The sequence below is a fragment of the Cryobacterium lactosi genome, from assembly GCF_004403945.1.
GTDB classification, from domain to species: domain Bacteria; phylum Actinomycetota; class Actinomycetes; order Actinomycetales; family Microbacteriaceae; genus Cryobacterium; species Cryobacterium lactosi.
Map to the genome: position 1 here is coordinate 34,534 of NZ_SOHM01000048.1, position 16,438 is coordinate 50,971.

Annotated in this window: 22 protein-coding genes and 1 pseudogene; 11 read left to right on the plus strand and 12 right to left on the minus strand. The window is 67.9% G+C overall.

Annotated elements, in window-relative coordinates; all coding sequences use genetic code 11:
* The first annotated feature begins 34 nt into the window (after positions 1-34).
* Complete coding sequence (glsA, locus tag E3T61_RS20725) at positions 35-973, plus strand: glutaminase A (RefSeq protein ID WP_134642730.1); 939 nt, start codon at positions 35-37, stop codon at positions 971-973.
* A 25-nt stretch (positions 974-998) separates the two neighbouring features.
* On the opposite strand, the gene E3T61_RS20730 is transcribed toward glsA, so the two are convergent.
* The 3 genes from E3T61_RS20730 to E3T61_RS20740 all read right to left on the minus strand — a co-directional run bounded on the left by E3T61_RS20730 (position 999) and on the right by E3T61_RS20740 (position 2,562).
* A complete protein-coding gene (locus E3T61_RS20730; protein WP_134642731.1) occupies positions 999-1,589 on the minus strand; it encodes an NUDIX hydrolase in 591 nt (196 codons plus the stop codon).
* Between the two features lie 93 nt (positions 1,590-1,682).
* Positions 1,683-1,868 (minus strand): DUF1918 domain-containing protein, encoded by a 186-nt coding sequence (locus tag E3T61_RS20735; RefSeq protein WP_134642732.1) that lies wholly within the window; start codon positions 1,866-1,868, stop codon positions 1,683-1,685.
* Between the two features lie 247 nt (positions 1,869-2,115).
* Positions 2,116-2,562: a MarR family winged helix-turn-helix transcriptional regulator gene (locus tag E3T61_RS20740; protein ID WP_134642733.1), complete on the minus strand. Its 447-nt coding sequence runs from the start codon at positions 2,560-2,562 to the stop codon at positions 2,116-2,118.
* Positions 2,563-2,692: 130 nt separating this feature from the next.
* Between E3T61_RS20740 and E3T61_RS20745 the strand changes: the two genes are divergently transcribed.
* Positions 2,693-3,628, plus strand: coding sequence for a diacylglycerol/lipid kinase family protein (locus tag E3T61_RS20745; RefSeq protein ID WP_134642734.1), 936 nt, complete (start codon positions 2,693-2,695; stop codon positions 3,626-3,628).
* A gap of 3 nt (positions 3,629-3,631) precedes the next feature.
* Here the strand turns inward: E3T61_RS20745 and E3T61_RS20750 are convergent, their stop codons facing one another.
* Positions 3,632-4,087, minus strand: a complete 456-nt coding sequence (locus tag E3T61_RS20750) for a MarR family winged helix-turn-helix transcriptional regulator (RefSeq protein WP_134642751.1) — start codon at positions 4,085-4,087, stop codon at positions 3,632-3,634.
* 89 nt (positions 4,088-4,176) lie between these two features.
* Between E3T61_RS20750 and E3T61_RS20755 the strand changes: the two genes are divergently transcribed.
* Positions 4,177-5,073, plus strand: coding sequence for a DMT family transporter (locus E3T61_RS20755; RefSeq protein WP_134642735.1), 897 nt, complete (start codon positions 4,177-4,179; stop codon positions 5,071-5,073).
* A 323-nt stretch (positions 5,074-5,396) separates the two neighbouring features.
* Positions 5,397-5,759, plus strand: a pseudogene (locus tag E3T61_RS22430) (DedA family protein); the annotation flags it as partial.
* Positions 5,760-5,878: 119 nt separating this feature from the next.
* On the opposite strand, the gene E3T61_RS20765 reads toward E3T61_RS22430, so the two are convergent.
* The 3 genes from E3T61_RS20765 to upp all read right to left on the minus strand — a co-directional run bounded on the left by E3T61_RS20765 (position 5,879) and on the right by upp (position 8,730).
* Positions 5,879-6,295: a RidA family protein gene (locus E3T61_RS20765; RefSeq protein ID WP_134642737.1), complete on the minus strand. Its 417-nt coding sequence runs from the start codon at positions 6,293-6,295 to the stop codon at positions 5,879-5,881.
* 494 nt (positions 6,296-6,789) lie between these two features.
* The gene (locus E3T61_RS20770; protein ID WP_134642738.1) at positions 6,790-7,506 is read right to left on the minus strand and encodes a winged helix-turn-helix domain-containing protein; all 717 of its coding nucleotides are present in this window, start codon (positions 7,504-7,506) and stop codon (positions 6,790-6,792) included.
* 591 nt (positions 7,507-8,097) lie between these two features.
* On the minus strand, positions 8,098-8,730 hold the full coding sequence (gene upp / locus E3T61_RS20775) for a uracil phosphoribosyltransferase (protein ID WP_134642739.1): 633 nt from the start codon (positions 8,728-8,730) through the stop codon (positions 8,098-8,100).
* A gap of 65 nt (positions 8,731-8,795) precedes the next feature.
* Here upp and tadA point away from each other — a divergent pair, with 65 nt between their 5' ends.
* Positions 8,796-9,287, plus strand: coding sequence for a tRNA adenosine(34) deaminase TadA (gene tadA, locus E3T61_RS20780; protein ID WP_255455720.1), 492 nt, complete (start codon positions 8,796-8,798; stop codon positions 9,285-9,287).
* Here the strand turns inward: tadA and E3T61_RS20785 are convergent.
* Entirely contained in the window at positions 9,229-9,960 is a 732-nt protein-coding gene (locus E3T61_RS20785; RefSeq protein ID WP_134642740.1) for a glutamine amidotransferase-related protein, read from the minus strand. The two genes, tadA and E3T61_RS20785, sit on opposite strands and share 59 nt — an antisense overlap.
* A complete protein-coding gene (locus E3T61_RS20790) occupies positions 9,957-10,919 on the minus strand; it encodes a cation diffusion facilitator family transporter (RefSeq protein ID WP_134642741.1) in 963 nt (320 codons plus the stop codon). Before E3T61_RS20790 ends, E3T61_RS20785 begins: the two co-directional genes overlap by 4 nt.
* A 49-nt stretch (positions 10,920-10,968) precedes the next feature.
* Between E3T61_RS20790 and proC the strand changes: the two genes are divergently transcribed.
* Positions 10,969-11,817 carry a pyrroline-5-carboxylate reductase gene (gene proC / locus E3T61_RS20795; protein ID WP_134642742.1) on the plus strand — a complete coding sequence of 283 codons (849 nt, stop codon included), beginning with the start codon at positions 10,969-10,971 and terminating at the stop codon, positions 11,815-11,817.
* A 12-nt stretch (positions 11,818-11,829) separates the two neighbouring features.
* On the opposite strand, the gene E3T61_RS20800 is transcribed toward proC, so the two are convergent.
* Together E3T61_RS20800 and E3T61_RS20805 are read right to left on the minus strand one after the other, a co-directional pair.
* A complete protein-coding gene (locus tag E3T61_RS20800; protein ID WP_130176992.1) occupies positions 11,830-12,501 on the minus strand; it encodes a potassium channel family protein in 672 nt (223 codons plus the stop codon).
* Positions 12,494-13,936 (minus strand): TrkH family potassium uptake protein, encoded by a 1,443-nt coding sequence (locus E3T61_RS20805; protein WP_134642743.1) that lies wholly within the window; start codon positions 13,934-13,936, stop codon positions 12,494-12,496. The genes E3T61_RS20800 and E3T61_RS20805 overlap by 8 nt, the downstream gene beginning before the upstream one ends.
* Before the next feature lie 76 nt (positions 13,937-14,012).
* Here E3T61_RS20805 and E3T61_RS20810 point away from each other — a divergent pair, with 76 nt between their 5' ends.
* From E3T61_RS20810 to E3T61_RS20820, 3 genes are all read left to right on the plus strand, one after another.
* Positions 14,013-14,471 (plus strand): ArsR/SmtB family transcription factor, encoded by a 459-nt coding sequence (locus E3T61_RS20810; RefSeq protein WP_134642744.1) that lies wholly within the window; start codon positions 14,013-14,015, stop codon positions 14,469-14,471.
* A gap of 62 nt (positions 14,472-14,533) precedes the next feature.
* Positions 14,534-14,767, plus strand: coding sequence for a helix-turn-helix domain-containing protein (locus E3T61_RS20815; RefSeq protein ID WP_134642745.1), 234 nt, complete (start codon positions 14,534-14,536; stop codon positions 14,765-14,767).
* Between the two features lie 60 nt (positions 14,768-14,827).
* On the plus strand, positions 14,828-14,926 hold the full coding sequence (locus E3T61_RS20820) for a 30S ribosomal protein bS22 (RefSeq protein ID WP_003792170.1): 99 nt from the start codon (positions 14,828-14,830) through the stop codon (positions 14,924-14,926).
* 43 nt (positions 14,927-14,969) lie between these two features.
* Here the strand turns inward: E3T61_RS20820 and E3T61_RS20825 are convergent, their stop codons facing one another.
* Positions 14,970-15,689 (minus strand): HAD family hydrolase, encoded by a 720-nt coding sequence (locus E3T61_RS20825; protein ID WP_134642746.1) that lies wholly within the window; start codon positions 15,687-15,689, stop codon positions 14,970-14,972.
* A 52-nt stretch (positions 15,690-15,741) separates the two neighbouring features.
* On the opposite strand from E3T61_RS20825, the gene E3T61_RS20830 reads away from it, so the two are divergent.
* Both E3T61_RS20830 and E3T61_RS20835 read left to right on the plus strand, forming a co-directional pair.
* Positions 15,742-16,011: a glutaredoxin family protein gene (locus E3T61_RS20830; RefSeq protein ID WP_134642747.1), complete on the plus strand. Its 270-nt coding sequence runs from the start codon at positions 15,742-15,744 to the stop codon at positions 16,009-16,011.
* Positions 16,008-16,307, plus strand: a complete 300-nt coding sequence (locus E3T61_RS20835) for a Dabb family protein (protein ID WP_134642748.1) — start codon at positions 16,008-16,010, stop codon at positions 16,305-16,307. The genes E3T61_RS20830 and E3T61_RS20835 overlap by 4 nt, the downstream gene beginning before the upstream one ends.
* Positions 16,308-16,438: the final 131 nt, after the last annotated feature.

A 16,438-nucleotide genomic window follows, 5' to 3' on the forward strand; every position in this document is an offset into this window, starting at 1 on the left:
CCGGCCCTGTATTCCCCCGTGACAGGATGGGCTGATGAGCCGTTCCTCGGATCCCCGCACGTATGACCTCGACGCGCTGCGCGACCAGGTGCTGTCCGAACACGGCGGCACGGTGAATGACAGCATCCCCCAGCTGGGCGCCGCCGATCCGGGTCTGTGCGGAATCGCGCTCGTGCTGCCGGATGGCACCGTGCACAGCAGCGCCCAGGCCGACGTGCCCTTCAGCGTGCAGTCGGCCGTCAAGCCGTTCCTCTTCGCCCTGGCCCTGCTCGACACCGACGGCGCAGCATGCGATCGCATCGGCATCGAACCGACCGGTGAGGCCTTCGACGCCATCAAGCTGGAGAGCGGCACCGGCCGGCCGCCGAACCCCATGGTCAACGCCGGGGCGCTGCTCACCGCCGCCCTTGTGGACGGCGGCGACGTCGATGGCCGGAACGAACGCATCCTGCGCGGGCTGTCGGCCTTCGCCGGGCGGTCGCTCGAGGTCGACGAGGAGATCGCCCGCGCCGAGCACCTGCTCGGTGACCGCAACCACGCCCTCGCGCACCTCATGCGGTCGGAAGGCACCCTGCAGGTCAGCGCCGACGACGCCGTTCAGGTGTACGCCAGGGCCTGCGCCGTGCTCGTCGACGCCGAGACCCTCGCGGTGATGGGCGCGACCCTCGCCTGCAACGGAGTGAACCCGGTGACCGGGGAACGGGTGGTGCCGGCCGGGATCGCCCGCGACGTCGTATCCGTGATGGCCACCTGCGGCGTGTACGACGGGTCCGGTCGGTGGATGCAGAGCGTCGGGATTCCCGCGAAGTCGAGCGTCTCCGGTGCCATCGTGCTGTCCGCACCGGGCCGGCTCGGCGCGGCCGTGGTCAGCCCGCCCCTCGACGCGCAGGGCACCAGCGTGCGCGGGCGCCTGGTGAGTGACCGGCTGAGTGCCGACCTCGGCCTGCACGCCTTCGGGTCCACGCCGGACTGATCGCCGCCCGCCGGCGGCGCGTTGGCTAGCCGCGCCGGTGCGCGAGTTCGGTGAGCACGCCCGCCAGGCGCCGCGCGAACTGTGGTGGCACGTTCTCCGGCAGCGCAGCCACCGGCCACCAGGCGACGTCCTCGCTCTCGTCACTGGCCACCGCGGCGGCCTCCGGCCGGGCGATCGCCGCGAAGCCCACGTCCCAGTGGGTACGGCAGCTGAACCCGCCACCGAGGGCGTGCCGGTCCAGGTCCAGGATGCCGCCGCCGACCGGAACGAGGTCGTTGATGCCGCATTCCTCCCGGGCCTCCCGCAGCGCGGTGTCGGCCACGGAGCCATCGACGGGCTCGACGTGACCGCCCAGCTGCACCCAGAACCGGCCCTTCTTGTGGAAACACAGCAGCACCTGGGCCAGGTCGGGGGTGAAGACGAAGCAGCTCCCGGTTACGTGCTCCGGGCCGCCGTGGCGTTCCAGGGCCGTCTCGGGGGAGGCGAGAGCGAACCCGAGGTATTCGTCCCGCAGCGCGGCCTGCCCCGGGTCCAGCGGCAGCCAGGCGCGCAGGCGGCCGATCAGGTCGGCGGCGCGCGTGTCAAGGGCGGGGGAGCGAATCGCGGGATCGGGCATACCTGAGGGTAGCCGCCGGCAACTGTCACCCATCCGGACAATTGCGCCCGGTACGCCGGGCGCAGTTGCCCGCACTGGGAGCAGGTGAGCCGGTCAGCGGGCGTGCTCGACCAAGAAGTCGGTGCCGGGGAAAACCAGGGTCTCGTGACCGTCGTCGAAGGAGACCAGATAGGGCGGTTCACCCTCCGGGCCCCGCACCTCGCGGATGGTTCCGTGCCGGTCGGGCGTCGAATCGGTCTTACCCCGGATGATGATCCGGTCGTTCTCTGTTGCGCGCATAACGCTCACCTCCTGTCGGGCAGGCTACGCCCGAGGTCGCCGCCTGCACAGGGGCAGCGCCGGTCGACGGGTGGAAGCCGGCCCGCAGTGAGCACAAAACTGAGCTAACCTTAGTTTTGTCGTGCGCACGACACATGATTCTCAGCCAGGCAGCGTTCGGGTCGTCTGGCCGAGAAGGCAGTCCTGCAAGGGAGTGTCACGGCGGGGTGAGGGGTAGGGCCCTCACCCCGCCGCCACCCGGACCGGCTCAGGCCGGTTTGTCGGGTCCCAGTCGCAGTCGGTCGCACAGGGCGGTGAGCTGCAGCAGCTCCTCGTCGGTCAGGCTGTCGCCCACCCGGGTGGTGATCGAGCTCATGTGATCCAGCGCCACCCGCCTGAACAGCGCGAAGCCGGCATCCGTCAGTTCGACGATGGCACCGCGACCGTCCTCGGGGTCGGCGTGCTTGAGCACGTACCCCCGCGACGCCAGGCGGTCGACCAGCCGGCTCACGCTGGGCTGGGTGAGCAGCACATGCTTGTTCAGCTCACGCAACCGGATGCTGCGTTCGGGCTGGCGGGACAGATTGAACATCACGTCGTACTCGTTGAACGAGATCTCGCGGGACGGGAAGTCCTCGGCCAGGCTGCGCATGATGGCCACCTGGGCGCGAAACAGTGACTCCCATGCGCCGACGGCTATTGCGCGATCGACCATGTTGCCTCCTCTTCGTGCCCCCGGGCATCCTGTGTTCAACAATATGGGATGGGCGCTCTGTCCCGCGGCAGCCTAGCCCGGTCGATGGCGCATTTCCGCCTGCTAGGCCGGACCGTTCTATAGTGCGCGTATGGATGCTTCGCTGGGTCGGTCCCCGACCGTCGCCGTCATCATCAACCCGACCAAGTTCCCGGATTTCGCGGCCACAAAAGACCAGGTCACCGACGGGGCGCGCCGGTTCAACTGGCACGACCCGCTCTGGTTCGAGACGGACAAGGCGGATTCCGGCGTCACCGCCGCACGGTCGGCGCTGGCGCAGAACCCCGATCTGGTGTGCGTGATGGGCGGCGACGGCACGGTGCGGGCCGTCGCCAGCGTGCTGCGCGGCACCGCGGTGCCCTGCGGCCTACTGCCCAGCGGCACGGGCAACCTGCTCGCCCGCAACCTGGGCATCCCGGTGGATTCCCTCTCCGACGCACTGGAGATCGCGTTCCTCGGTCAGAACCGCGCCATCGACGTGGGGCTGGCCACCTTCGACGACGGTGAAGAACGCGCCTTCATGGTGATGGGCGGGGTGGGCTTGGACGCCGACATCATGGAGCAGACCGATGGCGACCTGAAGAAGAAGGTGGGTTGGGGAGCCTACGTGGTGGCGGGTGGCGCGACCATGTTCCGCGCCGGGTTCGGGGTGACGCTGTCGGTCGACGGCGAGGAACACGCCAGCGGTGACTGCCTGATGGTGCTGGCCTGCAACTGCAGTTCCGTCGTGGCCAACATCGAACTCGCCACCGGCGCCAAGGTCGACGACGGCAACCTGGAACTGGTGATGCTGCGCCCGAACGCGGTGGCCGGCTGGGTGGGAGTGGCGATCGATGTTGCCACCCGGATGCGCAACGGGATGGCTTCCCTGGGCCAATGGTCCGGCCGGGAGTTTAGGTTCGACCTCGACCGGCCCGTGCTCGCCGAGATCGATGGTGACCCGGTGGGCCAGACCCGCACCGGTCGGTTCGGCGTCGACCCCGGCGGCCTGCTGGTGCGCCTGCCGGTCCCAGCCCGGCTCGGCTGACGCTCAGTCCCGGGCAGGGAGCTGCGCCGCCCACTTCGTGAGCAGGGCCTCGAGCTGCGCGCGCTCCGGCGCGCTCAGACCGCCCAGCAGGCGTTCCTCGTTGCGCAGGTGTGCTTCGAACGCCACGTCGATCAGTCGTCTGCCCTCCGGAGTGAGGGCGACGACGCGGCCCCGGCCATCCGTGTCGCTCGCCCGCCGGGTGGCCAGGCCGCGCCCGACTAGTCGATCGATGCGTTTGGTCATCGCTCCCGTGGTGACCATCGTGTGCTCCGCCAGCTCGGTGGGGGTGCGTTCGAATGGCTCTCCGGCGCGACGCAGCGTGGCCAGCACATCGAAGTCGCCCTCGCCCAGGCCGTGCTCGCGATAGACGACGGTCAGCTCCTCGGTCAGGGCGGCGCCGAGCCGGTGGAGGCGGCCGATCACGCCCTGCGGGCTCACGTCGAGGTCGGGGCGCGCCATGGCCCACTCCGCCTGGATTCGGCCGACACGATCAACGGGTTCAGTCACGCCTAGAGCATATCGCTTCCACGGAAGCTATAGTAGCTTCCATGGAAGCTACTTCGAAGTGGGTGCTGGTGACGGCGATTGCGCCGATCGCCTGGGGCACCACGTATTTCGTCACCCGGGAGTTTCTGCCCGCGGACTACCCGTTCTACGGCGCGGTGTTCCGCGCCCTGCCCGCCGGCATCCTGCTCCTCCTCGTGGCGAGAGCCCGGCCCAGGGGGGCGTGGTGGTGGAAGGCCGCGGTGCTCGGAACTCTGAACGTCGGGTTGTTTTTCGTGCTCCTGTACGTGACGGCGCAACTGCTGCCGTCCAGCCTCGCTTCAACCGTCATGGCGGTCTCACCCGTCGCCCTCATGCTGCTCGCCTGGCCGCTGCTGGGCGAGCGCCCGCGGCTGCGCGCGATCGTCGGGGCGCTGGCCGGCATCGCCGGAGTGAGCCTGATGCTGCTGACATCGGCGGGTGCGGTCAACCCTCTCGGTGTGCTCGCGTCGGTCGCCGCGATGTCCTCCTCCGCGGTGGGTTTTGTGCTCACTAAGCGATGGGCGCCCACGACGAACATCGTTGCGCTCACCTCCTGGCAGTTGATCGCGGGCGGCCTCATCGTGCTGCCCGTCGCGATTCTGCTCGAGGGGGCGCCGCCGCCGCTGACCGGCTCGAAGCTGGCCGGGTTCGCCTACGTGAGTGTGATCGCCACCGCGGTGGCGTTCACGGCGTGGTTCGCCGGGCTCCGCCACCTGCGGGCCTCGAGCGTGGGCTTGATCGGGCTGCTCAATCCGGTGTCCGGGGTGCTGCTCGGCGTGGTCGCCGCCGGCGAGGTGCTCGGTGGGCGGCAGGTCGCCGGTCTGGCGCTCGTCGTCGCCGGGATGCTCATCGGCCAACGCGGCGCACCCCGGCTGGCCCGCTGGGCCGCAGCCCGCCGGGTCAGGCATCTCGCCGGGTGAACACGATGAACGCCGGCAGGTGCAGCGCCGCGGCCCAGGCGGTCGGGACAACGGCTCCGGGAATCGGATCGAGCAACCGATCCCCTGTTGCGGGGGTTAGCCCGCCTGCGAGTACGGGAGCCAGCTCGATAGTGCCCGCCGTAGTGCGTCCGTAGCGTCGGAGACAACGAAGTTCCGCCCTGCCGTTCCGGTCCGGGGCGGCCTTCCCGACAGATCGGATCTCCGTGGAGGCGCTCAACGAGCTCGTGGTTTCCTGGGCGGCATCCCCGTTCGTTCTCCTCGTCGTGCTGCTGCTGGTGGCCCTGGACGGGTTCTTTCCGCCGATGCCCAGTGAGCCCGTGGTGGTGGCGGTCGCGGCGATCGGCGTGGCCACCGGGACCCCGAATCCCTGGGCAGTGTTCGTTGTGGCGGCGATCGGCTCGTTCGTCGGCGACAACCTGGCCTTCACGGTCGGACGCCGGATCGACCTCGACCGGTTCCGGTGGAGCCGCGGACCGAAGGCGGCCCGACTGCTCGCCCGTGCGCGAGGCGCCCTCGACCGCCGGGCGGTGTCCGTTCTGCTCACGGCTCGATTCGTGCCGGTCGGCCGGGTCGCGGTGAACGTCATGGCCGGCTCGAGTGGGTTTCCCCGGCGCCGATTCGTGCCGCTCAGCGCCGTATCGGGCGCGGCATGGGCCGGCTACTCGGTTCTCGTGGGCGTCTTCGCCGGTGCCTGGCTACGCGACCAGCCAGTCCTGGGTGCTCTGGTGGCGGTGGTGGTCGCGCTCGCCGGCGGTCTGGCCATCGATCTGCTGCTCAGGAAGGTTCACGGCAGCCGGTCGCCCGCCGGGAGCACAGCGGCTATCGCGCTCACCTCGATGAGGGCGCCGGGCACGCCGAGCCCCGCAACTCGGGCCGCGGTGACCAACGGCGGGGCGCCGGGGCCCGCCAGTCGCGGAGCGATGGCGCCATAGGCGGCGCCGAGGTCGGCATCCGCATCGATCAGCACCGTCCACTGCAGGACGTCGGCGAGAGTCGCTCCGGCTGCGTCGAGCGCGATGGCCACGTTGTCGATCGCCCGGCTGGACTGTTCGGCGATGTCTGCCGACACGACGGCACCGGAGACGTCCACGCCGTTCTGGCCGCCCACATAAATCGTGGTGGCACCGGCCGGCACAATCGCGACATGGCTGAAGGCTGGGCTCAGGACGAGCCGGTCGGGCTGCAAGCGGGTGATCTGCACGGGGTCTCCTTCGTTTCGGCCTCCGCGCAGAGCAGGCGGAGCGCGCGTGTTGGGTGACAACCTACGCTGGTGACGGCGTCCGGGAGGTGGCCGAGCAGGAGGCACATAGCTGCGTCCAAGCGAACGCTAGGTGAACTCGCAGGAAAATAACGATTGGATAACTGGCGCTCCGTTACCTCTTCGTTATATATTCGTAGTGCGTCAACCGTTTGCTGTGGCGGAAGACGCGAATGTGATTGCAGGACACTCTTGGTGCAAGGGAAGAGGGTCGGTCGTTTGCCTCTACGACCGGCCCTCAATCACGTTAACGGCCGGTAGGCCCGCCCGGGTCCTGCGAACGCAACCATGCCGTTGGTCGAGCTTGTCGAGACCCCGCGAGCAGACCTGCGAACGCGACGACGGGGTACTACACGCACGCGCGTCACCGGGTCTCGACAGGCTCGACCAACGTTCGGACGCGACCGACGGCCGGGCGCGACCGAGGCCGCCGACGGCTAGAAGCGGTCGGGGCTCGGGGTGCTGGCCTGGCGGATCGACACGTCGGCGTGACGGTCGAAACGGTAGCCCACGCCGCGCACTGTGCGCACGATGTCTTCGTAGCGGCCCAGCTTGGCGCGCAGTCGACGCACGTGCACGTCGATGGTGCGCTCGTTCGGCGCATCCTCTTCGCTGTCGGCGTCCCAGAGCTTGGAGATGAGCTCGGCGCGCTCGATGGTGCGGCCTTCGCGCAGCACCAGGTACTGCAACAGCTCGAACTCCTTGTAGGTGAGCGCGGCGGTCTCGTTGTCGAGGATCACGCGCTTGCGGGAGATGTCGACGACCACGCCGCCGGGTGCCCGGTCGGCGTCTTCGGGCGTGTTGCGGTGCTTGGCGAGGGCTGCCGGGTCCTGCAGTGCCAGGCGCACGACGTCCACGTCCCGGCCGCCGACGCCGTCCGGCGCCAGAGCCACCGCGGCGTGCGTCTCCGCCGAGGGGGCGATCGCCTGGGTCAGCTTCTTGAGCTCCTCAACGATGCGGTGCAAACTCGTGCCGGCGGCGGCGGCCTTGGCCTCGTCGATGCCCACGTAGAGCACGAAGCCGCGGGCCTGGGTGCCATCGGGCACGGCGCGGATGCGGGGGGCAGCAGGTGCCGGTGCCGGCGCCGGCGCCAGGGTGAGCTCGGGCCGGTAGGACTGAACGGAACGGGCGGAGTCGATGTGTGCGAGAGACATGATGGGAATCCTTGGGGGTGATGATGCGCAAAGAACCCGGCGCATCCGCGCTCATGGGTTCGAAAAAGGTCGGCCACAGCGGCCGGTGGGGCGGGCTGCCTCGATGAGGACGGCCCTGGAGTCGGTCTGCCGCTGTGGCGGCGTCCTCAGCGGCTGCAGATGAGCGGGTGAGGGGCGAGCGACTCGGCGTGGGTGCCTGTCTGGTCTAGCGGCACATTCGGCAACACGCCATCACGCTGCCGGGCATCATCATGCCGGCAGTCCCCAAAGCCTCGATGGAGGTCGGGATGCGTGTGGTGGAAGTCATGAATGCGAGTAAAGCCGACTGTGACGCGGTGTGTCAATTCAATGACGACGGAAGTCGTGGGAGGGGCTGCACCACGTTCACGGGGATTGTGTGAAATCGGAGGATCTCGCACAAAAGTGCTCTTCGTCAAAGAAATCAACAGTGAAATCAAATATTTCAAAGTTTTGTGAATCCAACGACCATCGGCGCGTCGCGCGTCGCAGGATCTGCGTACGGCGGGCGCGCCGAATGTTACGACGTTCGCGGCGGGCCGGATCGGGAACGGCGGATCGGGCCGAGCCAAATCAGACCAGGCCGTAGAGCCTGTCGCCGGCGTCGCCGAGACCGGGAACGATGTAGCCGTGCTCGTCGAGGCGTTCGTCGACCGCGCCCAGAACGATGGTGACCTCACGGCCGGCCAGCGCCTTCTCCACGGCCGCGAGGCCCTCGGGGGCGGCCAGGATGCAGATGGCGGTGACGTCGACGGCGCCGCGGTCGAAGAGGAATTCGATGGCCGCGATCAGCGAGCCGCCGGTGGCCAGCATCGGGTCGAGCACAAAACACTGCCGGTCGGACAGGTCGTCGGGCAGGCGCTCCGCGTACGTGGTCGGCTGCAGGGTCTCTTCGTTGCGTGCCATACCCAGGAAGCCGACCTCGGCCGTGGGAAGCAGCTTGACCATGCCCTCGAGCATGCCCAGGCCGGCGCGGAGGATCGGCACCACGAGCGGCTTCGGGTCGCTGATCTTCACACCCTTGGCCAGCGCGACCGGCGTCTGCACGGTCACTTCTTCGACGCGAACGCCACGAGTTCCCTCATAGGCGAGCAGGGTCATCAGCTCTTCCACCAGCGCCCGGAACATCGGTGACGAGGTGCTCTGATCACGCAGCACCGTGAGCTTGTGGGTGATGAGGGGATGGTCGGCTACGTGGACTCGCATAGGCTCAATCTACTAGCTCACGCGGGCATCCGGCTCTCGTGCGGCGGCCGAAACGAGGTGGCGAGGTGCGGCACAGCGACGAACACGCGGCCTGGATGCGTCTGGCGCTGCACGAGGCCCACGGCGCCCTGGCCAGTGGTGACGTCCCGGTCGGCGCCGTCGTACTGGATGCGGCGGGCCGGGTGGTCGGTCGGGGCCGCAACGAGCGCGAGCTCCACCAGGATCCGACCCTGCACGCCGAGGTCGTGGCCATCCGCGAGGCGGCCGCCGCGACCGGGGACTGGCACCTGACCGGCTGCACCCTCGTCGTGACCCTGGAGCCCTGCGTGATGTGCGCCGGCGCGATCGTGGCCGCCCGGATCCCCCGAGTGGTCTTCGGCGCTTGGGACGAGAAGGCCGGTGCTGCCGGTTCGCTCTACGACGTGCTGCGGGACCGCAGGCTCAACCACCGGGTCGAGGTCGTCTCCGGTGTTGACGAAGCCGAGTGCGGCCGACTGCTCACGGAGTTCTTCGAGGATCCGCTGCGCCGCCCGGCAGGCCCGACAGCCACTCGCTGAACAGGGCGCGGGACGCCTGCTGCATGGCCTCGGAATGCTCGGTGCGTTCCCGCCGCAGCTCGTCGGGGTTCAGCCCCTCCGCTCGCACCTCCGCCTCGGAGGAGGCCAGCCATTGTTCGTGCATCTCGGCGGTGAGTTCGGGGTGGAATTGCACGGCCAGTGCCCAGTCCTCGATGGCGAAAGCCTCGTTGCCGTACGCGGTCGAACCGGCCAGCCTGGTGGTGCCCGCGGGAAGATCGAAGGTGTCACTGTGCCACTGCATCATCGGGATCCCGTTGACGTGGCGCAGGGGCGAGTCCTGGCCGGCCTCGGTGGGCTCGACCAGACGGTAGCCGATCTCGTTGCTTGGGCCGCGGTACACCGATGAACCCAGTGCGCTGGCCATCAGCTGGGCGCCCAGGCAGACCCCGAACACCGGCCGCCGGGCTGCCAGCCGGTCGGCGAGCAGCTGCACCTCCTCGGCGAGCACCGGGAATTCGTCGGCCTGGTAGACCCCCATCTCGCCGCCGAGCACCACGAACAGGTCGGCCGCGGCCGGGTCGATGCCCTGCACTCCGTCGGCGCTCAGGGTGTCGACGTAGCGCACCGCGTAGCCGTGCTCGATGAGCACCTGTTCGAGGTTGCCCAGGTGGATTTCATCCGCGTGCCGGAGGACCAGCGCGACGCGGCTCACTCGAGGCCCTTGATCACGATCGCGTCGGTGGGTGGGCTCACCGTGGCCGGGTCGACGTAGAGGTCGGGTTCCAGGTAGATCACCCGGGCGCTGGGCACCGCCTGCCGGATGCGGGCCTCGATGGTGTCGATTCCCGCGGCCACGTCGGAGAACCTCTGGCTGGAGTCGAAGGAGAGCTTGGCGGCCACGAGCAGCTCGTCCGGGCCGAGGTAGAGGGTCTTCAGGTGGATCAGGTTCTTGGTCTCGGGGCCGTCCAGGATGGCGGCCTTGATGGCGTCGACATCCGCAGCGTTGGCGCCCTCGCCGACCAGCAGGCTCTTGGTTTCGATGCCCAACACGATGGCCACCAATACGAGCAGCACGCCGATCCCGAGGGTGCCGATCGCGTCCCAGGTGGCGTCGCCGGTGACCACGGTGAGGCTGACGCCGCCCAGCGCCAGGGTCAACCCGGTCAGCGCCGCGACGTCTTCAAGCAGCACCACGGGAAGCTCGGGGGCCTTGGCGTGCCTGATGAACTGAACCCAGGTCTCGTTCTTACGGGTGTGGTTGGACTCCTTCACCGCGGTGCGCAGCGAGAAGGACTCCAGGCCGATCGCGACGAGCAACACCAGGATCGGCAGCCAGGCGTTTTCGAGTTCGTGCGGGTTCTGCAGCTTCTCGATGCCCTCGTAGATCGAGAACACGCCGCCGACGGAGAACAGGATGATCGACACCACGAACGCGTAGACGTAGCGTTCGCGCCCGTAGCCGAACGGATGGTCGGTGTCCGCGGCCTTCTTCGACTTCCGGCCGCCGATCAGCAGCAGGATCTGATTGCCCGAGTCGGCCAGGGAGTGCACGCCCTCGGCGAGCATCGAGGATGAGCCCGACACGAACCAGGCGATGAACTTGGTGATCGCAATGCCGAGATTGGCGAGCAGCGCCGCCACAATCGCCTTGTTACCGCCTGATGCGCTCATGCGACCAATCCTAGAACTGTCGAACCACGCCGAAAACTACACTGGGGAGATGACTTCGACCGCACCCGTCACCCTGCCCGCCATCGCCTTCCTGGGGGCCGGATCGATGGCCAGGGCCGTCCTGGCCGGACTGCTCAAGCCCACCGTCACGGTGACCGGCGGCATCCGCACCACCAACCGCTCGGCGGCGAAGGCGGCCGAATTGGCCGGCACCGACGGCGTCACCGCGTGGGCGACCGACACCGAGCCGAACGCCAACCGCCTCGCCGTGGCCGGTGCCGGCATCGTGATCGTGGCCGTCAAGCCAGCCATGGTGCCCGACCTGCTCGCCGAGATCGCCGACAGCCTCGAGCCCGGCACTCTCGTCGTGAGCGTCGCAGCCGGCGTGACCATCGCCACCTTCGAAAAGCACCTGCCCGACGGGGTGGCCGTGATCCGGTCGATGCCGAACACCCCGGCCGTGGTGGGCATGGCTGTCACCGGGCTCAGCGCCGGCACCCGGTCCACGGCCGAGCAGATGGCGCTGGCGACGGCGTTGTTCGAAACCGTGGGGGAGGTGCTGGTGGTGTCCGAAGACAAGATCGACGCGCTGAGCACCATTTCCGGGTCCGGTCCGGCGTACGTCTTCTACCTCATCGAGCAGCTCACCCTGACGGCCATCGACAAGGGATTCACGCCAGCCGAGGCAGCCACCATGGTCAACGGCACGTTCCTCGGCGCGAGCGCGCTGCTGGCCGTCTCCGACCTCACGCCCTCCGAGCTGCGCCGCCAGGTAACGAGCCCCAAGGGCACCACCGAGCGGGCCGTGCAGCAGCTCGAGACCGGCGACGTCAAGGGCCTTTTCGACCGGGCGACGGATGCGGCGCTCGCCCGCGCCCGCGAGCTCGCCGCCTCGTAGCCTGTCGGCCGGTCAGGAGCCGAGCGCCGCGAAACGTTCGATGTCGCCCTCGGTGCCGGCGACGATGATGAGGTCGTGATTGGACACGACGGTCTCGGCGGTGGCGTAGGTGAACGGGCGGCCGGGGCTCTTCACGCCCACGACGGTGACCTTGTGCTTGGTGCGCACGCCGGACTCGGTGAGGTTGAGCCCGCGGATCGGCTTGGGCGGGTACATCTTGACGAGCGCGAAGTCGTCATCGAACTCGATGAAGTCCAGCATCCGCCCCGACACCAGGTGCGCGACGCGCTCGCCGGAGTCGGCCTCGGGGTAGATCACGTGGTTGGCGCCGATGCGTTCGAGGATCTTGCCGTGCGACTGGGAGATGGCCTTCGCCCAGATCTGCGGGATCTTGAGGTCGACGAGGTTGGCGACGATCAGCACACTGGCCTCGATCGAGGAACCGACGGCGCACACCGCCACGGAGAAATCCTGGGCGCCGATCTGGCGCAGCGCGTCGATGGACTTGGCGTCGGCCTGCACGGCGTGGGTGACACGCTCGGACCACTTCTGCACGAGCGCCTCGCTGCTGTCCACGGCGAGGACCTCACGGCCCAAACGGTCGAGCTTGCCGGCCGTCGCGGCACCGAACCGACCCAGTCCGATGATCAGAACGGGGGCGTCGTGCTTGATCCGGTCAACCAACGATGGGCCTTTCCTCGGGGCGTTTGAACAACTGTCTACTTTGGCTCGCTGCCAGCGCCGCCGCGAGAGTCACTGTACCAACCCGGCCCATGAACATCGTGGCGGCCAGAACGTAGACCCCCTCGGGCGGCAGCTCGGCGGTCAGCCCCGTTGACAGCCCCACGGTCGCGAACGCCGAGATCACGTCAAAAAGCACGACGTCAAGCGCCTGCTTGGAGATGTGCAGGATCAGGATGCTCGACACGGCGACCGTGGTCGCGCCCCACAGCACCACGCTGACCGCCAGGCGCAGGATGTCGCTGGGGATGCGGCGGCCGAACGCTTCCATCTGTTCCTTGCCCTGGGCCTCGGCGAACGCGGCCAGGAACAGCACCGCGAGGGTGGTCACCTTGATGCCGCCTGCGGTGGAGGCCGAGCCGCCACCGATGAACATCAGCATGTCGCTGAGCAGCAGGCTGGAGCCGTGCAGGTCGGCGATGTCGATGGTGGCGAAACCGCCGGACCTTGTCATCACCGACATGAACATGGATTGGAAGATGGTGTCGCCGGCGTTCAACGACCCAAAGGTCTTCGGGTTGTCGAACTCCAGAATGATGTAGAAGATCATGCCGATGACCAGCAGCAGAACCGTGGTCCAGAGGGTGAGCTTCACGTGCACCGACCAACGGCGGGGGGTGCGCCAGTGCCGGGCGAAGGTCATCAGCACCGGGAAGCCCAGGCTGCCCAGGAACACGCCGGTCATCAGGGCGCCGAGGAACCAGTAATCGTTAGCGAACTGGCCGATGCCCTCCGCATTCGGGCTGAACCCGGTGTTGGTGAAGGCCATTGCGGCGTAATAGATGCTCTGCCACAGGGCCTCGCCGGTGGGCACGCCGTCGATCAGCATCCGCGGGAACAGGAGCAGGGCGACGGCCGCCTCGATGGCCAAGGTGCTGATGGCCACGGTGAGCAGCAGGCTGCCGACCTCACCGAGCCGCACGGCCTGACCCTCGTTGACCGGGCCCATGTGGATGCGGGACGGGTTCGAGTCGCTGGCCGCCATGAGCTTGGCGCGCAGGCCCAGGCGGCGGGAGATGACCAGGCCCATCAGGGACGCCAGGGTCAGCACCCCCATGCCGCCGATGTTGACGCCGACGACGACGAGAACGTTCCCGAACGCCGACCAGTGCGTGGCCATGTCCACAGTGCTCAGGCCGGTGACGCAAATCACCGACACGGCAGTGAACACGGCGTCGTGCAGCGGGGTTTCCGTGTCGCCGGCGGAGGCGATCGGCAAGGAGAACAGCAGGGTGAAGAGCAGGATCAGGGCGGTGAACACGAACAGCGCGAACCTGGACGGCGACTTGCGCACGATCCCGTCGACAGAGTCGCGGATGCGCCCGTACCAAGTCCCGGAATTCTTCGTGAACCGTGTGGTGGGGGCCTGCGTTTTCACGTGAATCGCCTCGCCTGGCCGGTGGTCGCTGACAACTTGTCATAGTACCCGCACCGGGAATGACTAGCCTTGGGGCATGGCAGACATCTTTGGCGTGGTGGCGGACTCGACCCGACGCGATATCTTACGCATTCTCCTCGAGCGCTACAACCAGTCCAGCGCCGCCCAGGGGGAGTTGAGTGTCTCCGACATCGTCAGCTCGCTGGGGTTGAGCCAGCCCACAGTGTCCAAGCACCTCAAGGTGTTGCGCGAGGCCGGCTTGGTCGGCGTGCGTGAAGAGGGCCAGCACCGGTACTACCACCTCGACTATGCACCGCTCGAGGAGATCGAGGACTGGCTGATCCCGTTCCTCAGCATCGATGTGGACACCTCTCTCGTCGGCGCCGTCGACGACACCGAGGTGCTCAAGGACGAGCAGCGTGCCTTCGCTGCGGCGATCGGCAAGGCCTTCGCCGACACTTCTTTCCAGATGCAGCACGTGGTCAAGGACTCCAGCGTGAAGAAGAGCGTCAAGAAGTGGCGCAAGAACGACTAGCGGCCGGCGGGGCATCGCTCTAGAGTTACGGCACATTCACCAGCCGAACGAGGGAGCCGCCCATGTCACGCGAGCTCCCCGACCCGCGACTGGACGATCTGCGCTTCCTCACCGTCGCCGAAGTCGCCGACGTGATGAGGGTGTCCAGGATGACCGTATACCGCCTCGTGCACGCCGGCGAGCTGCCTGCCGTTCGCTTCGGACGCTCGTTCCGGGTGCCCGAAGCGGCCGTCCGGCGGGCCATTGAACCCACTCTCGGAGGAAGTGAGTCGGACGGGACTTTCTTTATCCGTTAGAATGGGGTTTTCGTGTCGGTCGCGAATCCCGCGGCTAAACCAAATCTTTGTGAGGTCCGTGTGGGTTCTGTAATCAAGAAGCGACGCAAGCGTATGGCGAAGAAGAAGCACCGCAAGCTGCTTCGTAAGACTCGCCACCAGCGTCGTAATAAGAAGTAGACGGTTCCGGCCGTTTTTATGAGCTGAGCGCTAGGTCTGTGACCTAGCGCTTTTTGCTTGCTCGCGCGGCCTTGAGCTGGGCGACTTTCATGTGCATGATCGGCCAGCCGCGCGCCACAGCGTATCGGCGCAGGGTGGTGTCCGGGTTCACGGCAACTGGGTTGCCGACGAGCTCCAGCAACGGAATGTCGTTGTGTGAATCCGAATAGGCCCAGCAGCGGGCCAGGTCGATGTCGCGCGCCTCGGCGATCCCGCGAGCGACGACGGCCTTGCGCTCGCCGTGGCAGATGCCATCGACCAATTGCCCGGTGAAGATTCCGTCGACCGTTGCGAGCTTGGTGCCGAGCGCGCCCGTGAGCTCCAGGCGCTCCGCGATCACATCGGCGACCTCTTGCGCGGTCGCGGTCACCAGCCAGACCTCGCGGCCGGCCTCGAGGTGGGCGTGGGCGACAGCGACGGTCTCCGGCCAGAGCCGGTGGATCAGTCTGGAGTCGAAGATGTCGTGGCTGAGCGTGATGAGTTCGGTGCGGGTGTGCCCGGTGATCATGTCCATCGCCCGCAACCTGAGCCGGGCGATGTTGATGCCGTCTTCGCCGACCGCCAGAAACCGGGTCTGATTCCAGCCGAACGAGAGGATGTCGGCAAGGGAGATGAATCGCATCCGCCAGGCGCCGACGCCCACATGATAGAGGCTCGCGCCGCGGAGCAAGGTGTTGTCCACATCGAAGAACGCGATTGCGCGGGGGCCGGATTCTTCGGACATTGCGCCTGAGTCTACTAACGGTTGCCGCACCGCGGCGGCCTAGGCTGGGGGCATGTCCACCGCGCACCTGACCCTGATCGGCAAGCCGGGGTGCCACCTCTGCGACGACGCCAGGGCGGTGGTCAACACCGTGCTCGAGCAGCTCGGGACCGAGCCCGGTGCGCCGGAGGTGGCGCTCGAGGAGAAGTCGATCCTTGACGACCCGGCGCTGCACGAGCTCTACGTCGAAGACATCCCGGTGCTGCTGATCAACGGCCTGGTCCACAACTACTGGCGCATCGATCCGGTGCGCCTACACACCGCACTCCTGGAGGTCCGATGACCATTCTGCATCTCGTCTCGTGGAAGCTGACGGCGACGGACCCCGCCGAAAAAGCCGAGCACGCCGCCCAAATGGCGGCCAGGCTCGGTGGGCTCGTCGGGGTGGTTGATGAGATCCAGTCCCTGCGCGTAGGCCCCGACGTCGTCGGCGGTGCCAACTGGGATGTGGCGCTCGTCGCCGAATTCGCCGACGAGGCCGCGTTGGCCCGATACCAGGTGCATCCGGCCCACGTCGAGGCCGGCGCGTACGTGAAATCGGTCACCGCCGAGCGGATGGCCGTCGACCTCGTCGTGTAGCGCCAGACCGGGTGCCCACGCACACGAAAAACGGCCGAGCGGGTAGCTCGGCCGTTTTTCGTGTGCTGCGGGTGGTGCGGGGTGTTACTTGGTGTTGACGGTGATGGTGGCGATGCCCACGAGGAGCTGGT